At 62.2% G+C, this 7,297-nt stretch carries 8 protein-coding genes; 2 read left to right on the top strand and 6 right to left on the bottom strand.

Annotated features, from left to right (window positions below):
* From VIW95_RS10060 to VIW95_RS10050, 3 genes are all read right to left on the bottom strand, one after another.
* On the bottom strand, nt 1-528 hold a 528-nt coding region (locus tag VIW95_RS10060; protein WP_331585992.1), incomplete at its 3' end, for an NAD-dependent epimerase/dehydratase family protein.
* 16 nt (nt 529-544) lie between these two features.
* The gene (locus VIW95_RS10055) at nt 545-1,489 is read right to left on the bottom strand and encodes a formyltransferase (protein ID WP_331585990.1); all 945 of its coding nucleotides are present in this window, start codon (nt 1,487-1,489) and stop codon (nt 545-547) included.
* A 9-nt stretch (nt 1,490-1,498) separates the two neighbouring features.
* Nucleotides 1,499-2,518, bottom strand: coding sequence for a glycosyltransferase (locus tag VIW95_RS10050; protein WP_331585988.1), 1,020 nt, complete (start codon nt 2,516-2,518; stop codon nt 1,499-1,501).
* 145 nt (nt 2,519-2,663) lie between these two features.
* Between VIW95_RS10050 and VIW95_RS10045 the strand changes: the two genes are divergently transcribed.
* Both VIW95_RS10045 and VIW95_RS10040 read left to right on the top strand, forming a co-directional pair.
* Nucleotides 2,664-4,397: a phospholipid carrier-dependent glycosyltransferase gene (locus tag VIW95_RS10045; RefSeq protein WP_331585986.1), complete on the top strand. Its 1,734-nt coding sequence runs from the start codon at nt 2,664-2,666 to the stop codon at nt 4,395-4,397.
* 72 nt (nt 4,398-4,469) lie between these two features.
* Nucleotides 4,470-5,150: a helix-turn-helix domain-containing protein gene (locus tag VIW95_RS10040; protein WP_331585984.1), complete on the top strand. Its 681-nt coding sequence runs from the start codon at nt 4,470-4,472 to the stop codon at nt 5,148-5,150.
* Between the two features lie 13 nt (nt 5,151-5,163).
* On the opposite strand, the gene VIW95_RS10035 is transcribed toward VIW95_RS10040, so the two are convergent.
* The 3 genes from VIW95_RS10035 to purE all read right to left on the bottom strand — a co-directional run.
* Entirely contained in the window at nt 5,164-5,814 is a 651-nt protein-coding gene (locus VIW95_RS10035; protein WP_331585982.1) for a hypothetical protein, read from the bottom strand.
* Nucleotides 5,815-5,822: 8 nt separating this feature from the next.
* On the bottom strand, nt 5,823-6,884 hold the full coding sequence (locus tag VIW95_RS10030) for an alanine racemase (RefSeq protein ID WP_331585980.1): 1,062 nt from the start codon (nt 6,882-6,884) through the stop codon (nt 5,823-5,825).
* Nucleotides 6,885-6,906: 22 nt separating this feature from the next.
* Nucleotides 6,907-7,297 (bottom strand): 5-(carboxyamino)imidazole ribonucleotide mutase (gene purE / locus VIW95_RS10025; RefSeq protein ID WP_331585979.1); only part of this gene is annotated, 391 nt, incomplete at its 5' end.

Here is a 7,297-nt window from a genome sequence, read left to right as displayed (position 1 = left end):
GTACGCGTTGAAATAGCGCACGATCGTAACCGGCATGCCGAGCTTGTGATAGGCAAAACAGAAATGCTCGCCGACCGCCTTCGACGTCGAGTAGCACCAGCGGTCGATGCTGGTCGCGCCGAGCACGCGATCGTCGTCCTCGCGCCACGGCACCTTGGGATTGCGCCCGTACACTTCCGAGGTCGAGCTGAACACGACCCGCTTGTTGTGCTTGTAGGCCGCCTTCAGCACGTTTTGCGTGCCGTTCACGTTCACGTTGAGCGTCTCGTAGGGATCGGCGACGTAGTGCTCGACGCCGACGACCGCGGCGAGGTGATAGAGGAGGTCGACTTTCGACACCAGGCTGTCGATCAACTCGAGGTTGAACACCGAATCGTGCACGTAATGAAAGCGCGGATTGTTCAGCAGGTGGCGCACCTTGCCGATCGATCCCGTGTCGAGCACAAAGACCTCGTCGCCGCGCGCGATGAACGCATCCGAAAGATGTGACCCGAGAAATCCGGCGCCGCCGGTTATCAGAACCCGCATGTGACCTCCGCGAAAACTAATCGAACTGAACAGTATCCGTGACGCGCCCTGCTTGCGAAAGAGCCTCGCGCGCAACGCCTTGGACGCCGCCCTCGAACTGCGCGATCTTCACGATCACACTGCCCTCGCCGGCCGCAATCTCAAGCTCGCCGTCGGCAGTTTCGCGCACGACTCGCCCCGGTGTCCCGAGTGCTCCGCTTTCCGCGCCGATTTTCGCTTCCCATACCAGCAGCTTTCGCCCACCAATGAAACAGAACGCGCCGGGATACGGATGCGTCACGGCCCGCACGAGATTGAAGATCCTGCGCGCGGGCCATCGCCAGTCTATCCGCCCGTCCTCCGGCTTTCTGCGCCCGAAATAGCTGCCCTTCGAGATATCCATTTTTCGCCGTGGCGCAGTGCCCGCGACGATCTTCGGATGCATCTCGTCGATCAGCTCGACGCCGCGCGGTATCAGCTTGCGATATAGCGTCAAGGCGTTGTCGCTGTCGTCGATCGCCACCGCACGCTGCCCGACGATATCGCCGGCGTCTGCGCGCGCAACCATATGATGCAGCGTGACTCCCGCCTCGCGCTCTCCACTCACCAGCATCCAGTTCACCGGCGCGCGTCCCCGATATGCCGGCAGCAACGACGGATGCAGATTGAAGGCGCCTAGCGGGGCCAATTCGAGCACGTTCTCGGGAATCAGGTGACGGTAAGAGAAAGAATAAATTATCGACGGTCTCAGCGCGCCGACCTTTTCGAACGCTACTTCAACTTTCTCGTCGAGGTGCACCGGGACGCTGTGCCGCGCGGCCAGTTCCGCACACGACCGCCACCAAATCTCTTCATGAGAATCGTCGCGATGCGTAAACAATGCGGCAATTGGCGCGCCCATCTTGAGCAACGCCTCCATGCACGCGTAGCCCATCTCGTGGTACGCGAACAGCACGCAGCGCGCCGATTTCACAGACTCCACGATTGCTCGTTAGTCGGTTTGCGAATCAGCCGGCTTGCCGTCAACGCTATGCACCGCTCGCACGATGTAAGTGGGTCGCCGCCGCACTTCTATGTAGATGCGCCCGGCGTATTCACCGATCAGCCCGAGCGCCAGGAAGATCATCCCGATGAAAAAAAACAGGACCGCGAACAGCGTCCACAGCGCGCCCTCTTCTTGTGGGCCGTAGATCACGCGATGCCCAAGGAGCACGACCGCCATCATCGTGGCGAGCAGCGAAATTCCGATCCCGGTCATGCTGAGCATCTGGATCGGGATCAGCGAAAACCCCGTGATCAGGTTGAGGCTGAGCTTCGCCAGTGAAAAGAGATTGTACTTCGACTCGCCACTGGCGCGATCGTCGTGGCCAACCGGGATTTCGGCGACGCGCTTGGCGAACGTGTTGGCGAGCGCGGGCACGAACGCCGCCTTCTCGTCGCACTCGACCACCGTATCGACGATATGCCGCCGATACGCACGCAGCATACATCCGTAATCGTGCATCGGCACGCCGACGACTATCGACGTCAGCCGGTTCTGCAGCCGCGACGCATATCGCCGATACGCCTGGTCGTGACGTTCCTCGCGCCATCCGCCGACCACGTCGTTGCCTTCATCGATCGCTGCGACCAGCCGCGGAATTTCTTCCGGCGGATTTTGCAGGTCCGCGTCGAGCGTCACGACTATCTCGCCGCGCGATTGCCTAAAGCCCGCGAGGATCGCCGAATGCTGTCCGAAATTGCGCGCCAGCTCGACGACCCGCACGCGCCCCTCTTCGCCCGCCGCGATTTCACGCAGGATGCCCAGCGACTCGTCGCGCGACCCGTCGTCGATAAAAACCGTCTCCCACGGACGATCCAGCCCGTCGAGCACCAGCTTGAGGCGCGACCACAGCGACGCCAAGTTCGCCGATTCGTTGAACACCGGCACCACGATCGACACCAGGCCATGCTCCGCGCGCGATGCGGCCGAAGTTCCTCGAATCGGTGATATTTTGCCGGGAGAGCTCAAGAGATTTGCGCGACCTGGCCGCGATCGATCCATGCGAAACCTGCTGTCGCGTGAACTGATTCTTGCAGACAGCTTGCCGGAATTAAAGATAGCGCCATCGGCCCCGGTTGACCGCGCGTGATCACCTCGCGAGACTGCTTCGACGATGCTCGCCGCCAACCGCCCCTTCCGACTCACGATATACGCGCTGCTCGCCGCCATCCTCTATCTTCCCGGTCTCGGCCAGCCTGCGCTCTGGGAGCCTGATGAGGGCCGCTACGCTGAAATCGCGCGCGAGATGGTTGTCTCGGGCGACTACGTCACGCCGCGCGACGACTTCGAGCCGTACTTCGAAAAGCCTCCGCTGGTCTATTGGGCCAACGCCGCATCAATACGAATTTTCGGCGCGAATGAATTCGCGGCGCGACTACCTTCCGCACTTTTCAGCATCGGCCAGATCGTCGTCACTGCCGCATTCGCCGAGGTGATACTTGGCGCAGCGACCGGACTTTTCACCGCACTTGCGCTATCGCTCAGCCCGCTGTTCTTCGGCTTCGCGGGATTCGCGACGCTCGATCCCGCGCTGGCATTTTTTCTGACTGCCGCGCTTGCCGCGTTTTACCTCGCCGCGCGCGAAGATTCACTCTCACAATCGTCGGCTCGCCGATGGTTGCTGACTTCCGCTGCGATGCTCGCGCTGGGCACGCTCGCCAAAGGCCCGGTCGCGCTGCTACTCGGCGGCGCGATCGCTCTCATATGGCTGGCGGCTGAGCGGCGATTGGGCCAGGTCGCGCAGATGCCGCTGGTCTGGTGCGGCCTTATCTATGCGACGATCGTCTTGCCCTGGTTCATCTTGATGGAAGCGCGAAATCCCGGCTTCCTGCGCTTCTTCTTCATCCACGAGCATCTCGAACGCTACCTCTCGTCAAGCGAACATGGCTGGGGCCCGTGGTTCTTCATCCCAATCGTGATCGGTGGAGCATGGCCGTGGATATTTTTCGTGCCACCCGGCTGGTCCGCACTACGCGCCCGCGCCGCCTTACCCGAAGGCTCGAGTCCGACCTCCAGCCAAAGACCTTCCGCGAACTTTCTCGCGATCTGGTTCGTCGTCATCTTCGTGTTCTTTTCGATTCCGCGCTCGAAGCTCGGCAGCTACATCCTGCCCGCGCTTCCTCCGCTGTCTATCGTCGCAGGATACGGCCTCGCGCGTCTGTCCGCTCTCGAGGACGCTAGTCGCCGTCGTCTTCTCGGCGTCGTTGCGATCGCGAACCTCGTACTCGCGGCCGGTCTCTGCGTATTATTCGAACTAGCACGCGCTCCGATAAGTCCAGCGCTTGGTTTCGACGGATTGCTGATCGCCGCGGTTTTGGCCGCCGGCGCGATCGCGATGTACGTGTTCGGCCGCACGGCGTCGCGCCTTTCTTACGCGATCGGCGCGCTCTCAATCGCGATGCTCGTGACGGTGCCGCTCTCGGCGCGCGTGCGCGACGATGCGTCCGTGATTTCGACATACCGTAACCTCGCAAATGCCGTTGGGCCCTATCTGGCCGGCGATTGTACGCTCGCCTCGTATCGCCACTACGTCCAGTCGCTCCCGTTCTACACCCGCGTCCGCGAGAGTCGCGTCGAGTACTGGGGCGAGCTATCCGAAGTTTCGCCGCCGACGCCCGGCAAGTCGCCGTTTCTCATCGGCTCCGAAGCGCGCCTGCTCCAGGCCTGGTCGTCTGGTGCGTGTATGGTTCTGGTCGCAAACGCTCGCGATGTGAAAGGGCTCGAGGACTCGCTGAAACCCGCGCCCGTTGTCGTCGGATGCGAGGGAAAAAAGTTCGCGCTTTACAATGGCGCACTCGCTCCACCGCCATCCGCAGCTGCCTGCCTCGAATCCGGCGTAAAAAATTAGCGGAAGCCGAATCGAGACACTTGGATTCGGGCGCGTTGGACTGTAGCTTTGCCGTGGAGAGATTGATCGCAAGTGGCCGACAAGAAATCCAAATCCAAAATCCAGCTCGCGGATTCCGAAGCCAACGGCGTCGAGTCCGAACCTTCTTTGGGCCATCTGGTTACCGAAGCCCGCGAACGCAAAGGCCTGACTCGCGAGCAGGTCGCGACCGAGGCGCACATTCCTCCGCACTACGTCAAAATGATCGAGACCGACAGCTACGACATGATTTCGGATCGGCTCTACCTCGTTCCGTTTCTTCGCCGCTACGCATCCTTCCTTGGTCTCGACGCCGAGGAAATCGCCTCCCGCTTCGTCAGCAACGTCCAACATGCCGAGGCCAACGTGGTGCGACTCTCGCAAGAGATCACGATGGTTGCGAAGAAGCCCGGCTCCAGTCGCGGAATCGTGTTCGCCGTGTTGATCGTCGCAGTGGTCGCGTTGCTGGCGGATTTTGCATGGCGCCGCTTCGAGGAGCGTGATGCGTCACTTCCCGCTCCCGTCGCATCGCCTGCTGCGGTTGCGCCCGCGTCCAATGCCCAGGCGCCGAATGAAACTCTGCCGCCCGCGACGATCGTGACGAATCCCGAAGTTGCTCCGTCCCTCTCGTCGGGGCCGGCCGTATCGAATGTCCCGCAATCCGCCACCGCCCCGCCCGACGCGAACCGTTCCGCGCCGCCGCGTCCGATCCCTCGCCCCGCGACTGATGACTAGTCGCTTCGCTAGTCTAGTGCAGAATGGCGTTCGCGATCTCTTCCGCCACCAGCTCTTTGGCGAGCCGTACGTCGTCGCCTGAGTGTACGACCGCCACCACCTTCAGCTCATCGGCCGCGCCTTCCAATGACGCGCGCGCGACGATCACCGTGTCGTAAATCTGGTTCTTCGGGATGTTGTCGTACGGAGTCGGTCCGTTACCGAACGCATTCCGACGCGCCTGGTAGGCTCTGAACTGCTCCGTCACAGGATCGTCAGGAGACAACGCCTGGCGGCGAGCCTCATTTGCAAACGGATCGATCGGTTGATTGCCGCTATCGCCGAGCGGCGGCGGATCGGCGCCGGCCTCCTTCAGCAATTCGACCATCGAGGGATCGCCCGGGAACATCTGATTCAACGACACTCCGGGCGCCAGCATCTGCTGATTGACCGTAACCGTGAGCGTCACCGAATCATCCTTATTCGAGGGCTGGCCATGGCGCGCCGCGCGCAGATCTTCATTCAGTACATTCTGCACGACGGGATCGGTACAAATCGCGACCACGCTGGCGTTCGCGGGCGGATTCAGCTTGCCCGACATCTTGACGTCGGCCGCACGCGCAAATCCTCCCATCGCTGCCGCAATCGCCAGGCCAGCGATCGCTCGACGCCCCGCTTTAATCACCGGAATACTCACCGGTATGCACGCGCGCCTTCGATCGGCCAGGTCGCGATCACTTCGTCGCCGCGCACGACGTAGTACTCGCTGTGCAGATTGATCGTTGTGTCGCCGTGACTCGGAATGATTTCGATTTTCGACCCCGGCTCGAGACTGCTTTCTCCCGCCGCCAGATGCCCATGCTCTTCGGACAGCCGCCCTACTTTTACCGGGATCTCCTTGCCCATCGGCGGACCGAATTCGTTGATCAGCGATTTCATCCCCGCGTCGATTATCGCGCGATCGCCCCGCCGCGAAATTACCGTCGCCAGCAGGGTCAACGCCGGCCGGCCAAGATCCGGCCGCACGTTGCGATAAGCGCCGTCCATGAACACGTACGATCCCGCCTGCACTTCGGTTACGTCGGGCCAGTCGCCCGCGATGTCGAATGTGCCGGTCCCGCCCGCGCTCACTATCTCCGGCGCGAGCCCTGCCGCTCGCAGTGCTTCGACGTGGCGGCTGAGCGTGGTCAGAGCCTCACCCGCCGTTGCGATTCGTTTCTCGCGATCTGGAATGAGTACGGCGTGGCCTTCGTACCCCATCACGCCACGATAGTTGAGTCCCACGCGCCTCGCGTGCCGCACGAGCGCGACCGTTTCTTCGGGAGTCTCCGTGCCGCATCGATGCATCCCCGTATCGACTTCGATGATCACGTCGGCCGCTCTGCCGGCCCGCGCCGCCCCATCCTTGAACTCGTGCACGTTGAACTCGCTCTCGATCGTTCCGATCAGGCTGATCTGCGCGGCGGCGATGAAGAACCGATCGATCTTGGCCGGCCCCGCAATTTGATTCGCGAGCAGCACCGGCCCGAGACCTGCGCGCGCCAGCACTTCGACCTCGCCAAGCTTCGACGCGGTTATGCCGATTGCGCCGGCCGCGAGCTGTCGGCGCGCGATCTCGGGCGTCTTCGGCGTCTTGAAATGCGGCCTGAGCTTCTGCGGACGCGCCGCGAAGTATTCCGCCATCGCGCGGATATTTTCCTCGACCACATCGAGGTCGAGAATCAATGCTGGCGTATCGATATCGCGTTTGGTCATCGCACGAGTTCTAGCACCGCGGTCAAGGAATCTTCTGCTGCAACAATTCCTGCGCGCGCGCGGCCCGCCATTTCACCAGCCGCTCGCCAAGCTTCGCGTCGCTGAGCGCGATTATCTGCGCTGCCATCAGCCCCGCATTCGCCGCGCCGGCTTTGCCAATCGCCATCGTCGCTACCGGCACGCCTTTGGGCATTTGCACGATCGACAGCAACGAATCGATTCCGTTCAGCGACGTCGTCGGCATCGGCACGCCAATCACCGGCAAAATTGTCTTCGCCGCGACCACGCCCGCCAGATGCGCCGCACCGCCGGCGCCGGCGATTATCACGCGCAAGCCGCGGCCCGCCGCGTTCGCCGAATATTCCAGGGTGACGTCGGGCGTGCGATGCGCCGACATGATCCGAACTTCATGC

The sequence above is a fragment of the Binatus sp. (SeqCode) genome (assembly GCF_036522015.1).
Lineage (GTDB): Bacteria > Desulfobacterota > Binatia > Binatales > Binataceae > Binatus.
This window is presented reverse-complemented; position numbering and strand designations above follow the sequence as displayed.

Bases quoted from the DNA above. Each gene is read 5' to 3' on its own strand.
- VIW95_RS10045 (WP_331585986.1), top strand. From the start codon at position 2,664: ATGCTCGCCGCCAACCGCCCCTTCCGACTCACGATATACGCGCTGCTC.
- VIW95_RS10030 (WP_331585980.1), bottom strand. From the start codon at position 6,884: ATGACCAAACGCGATATCGATACGCCAGCATTGATTCTCGACCTCGAT.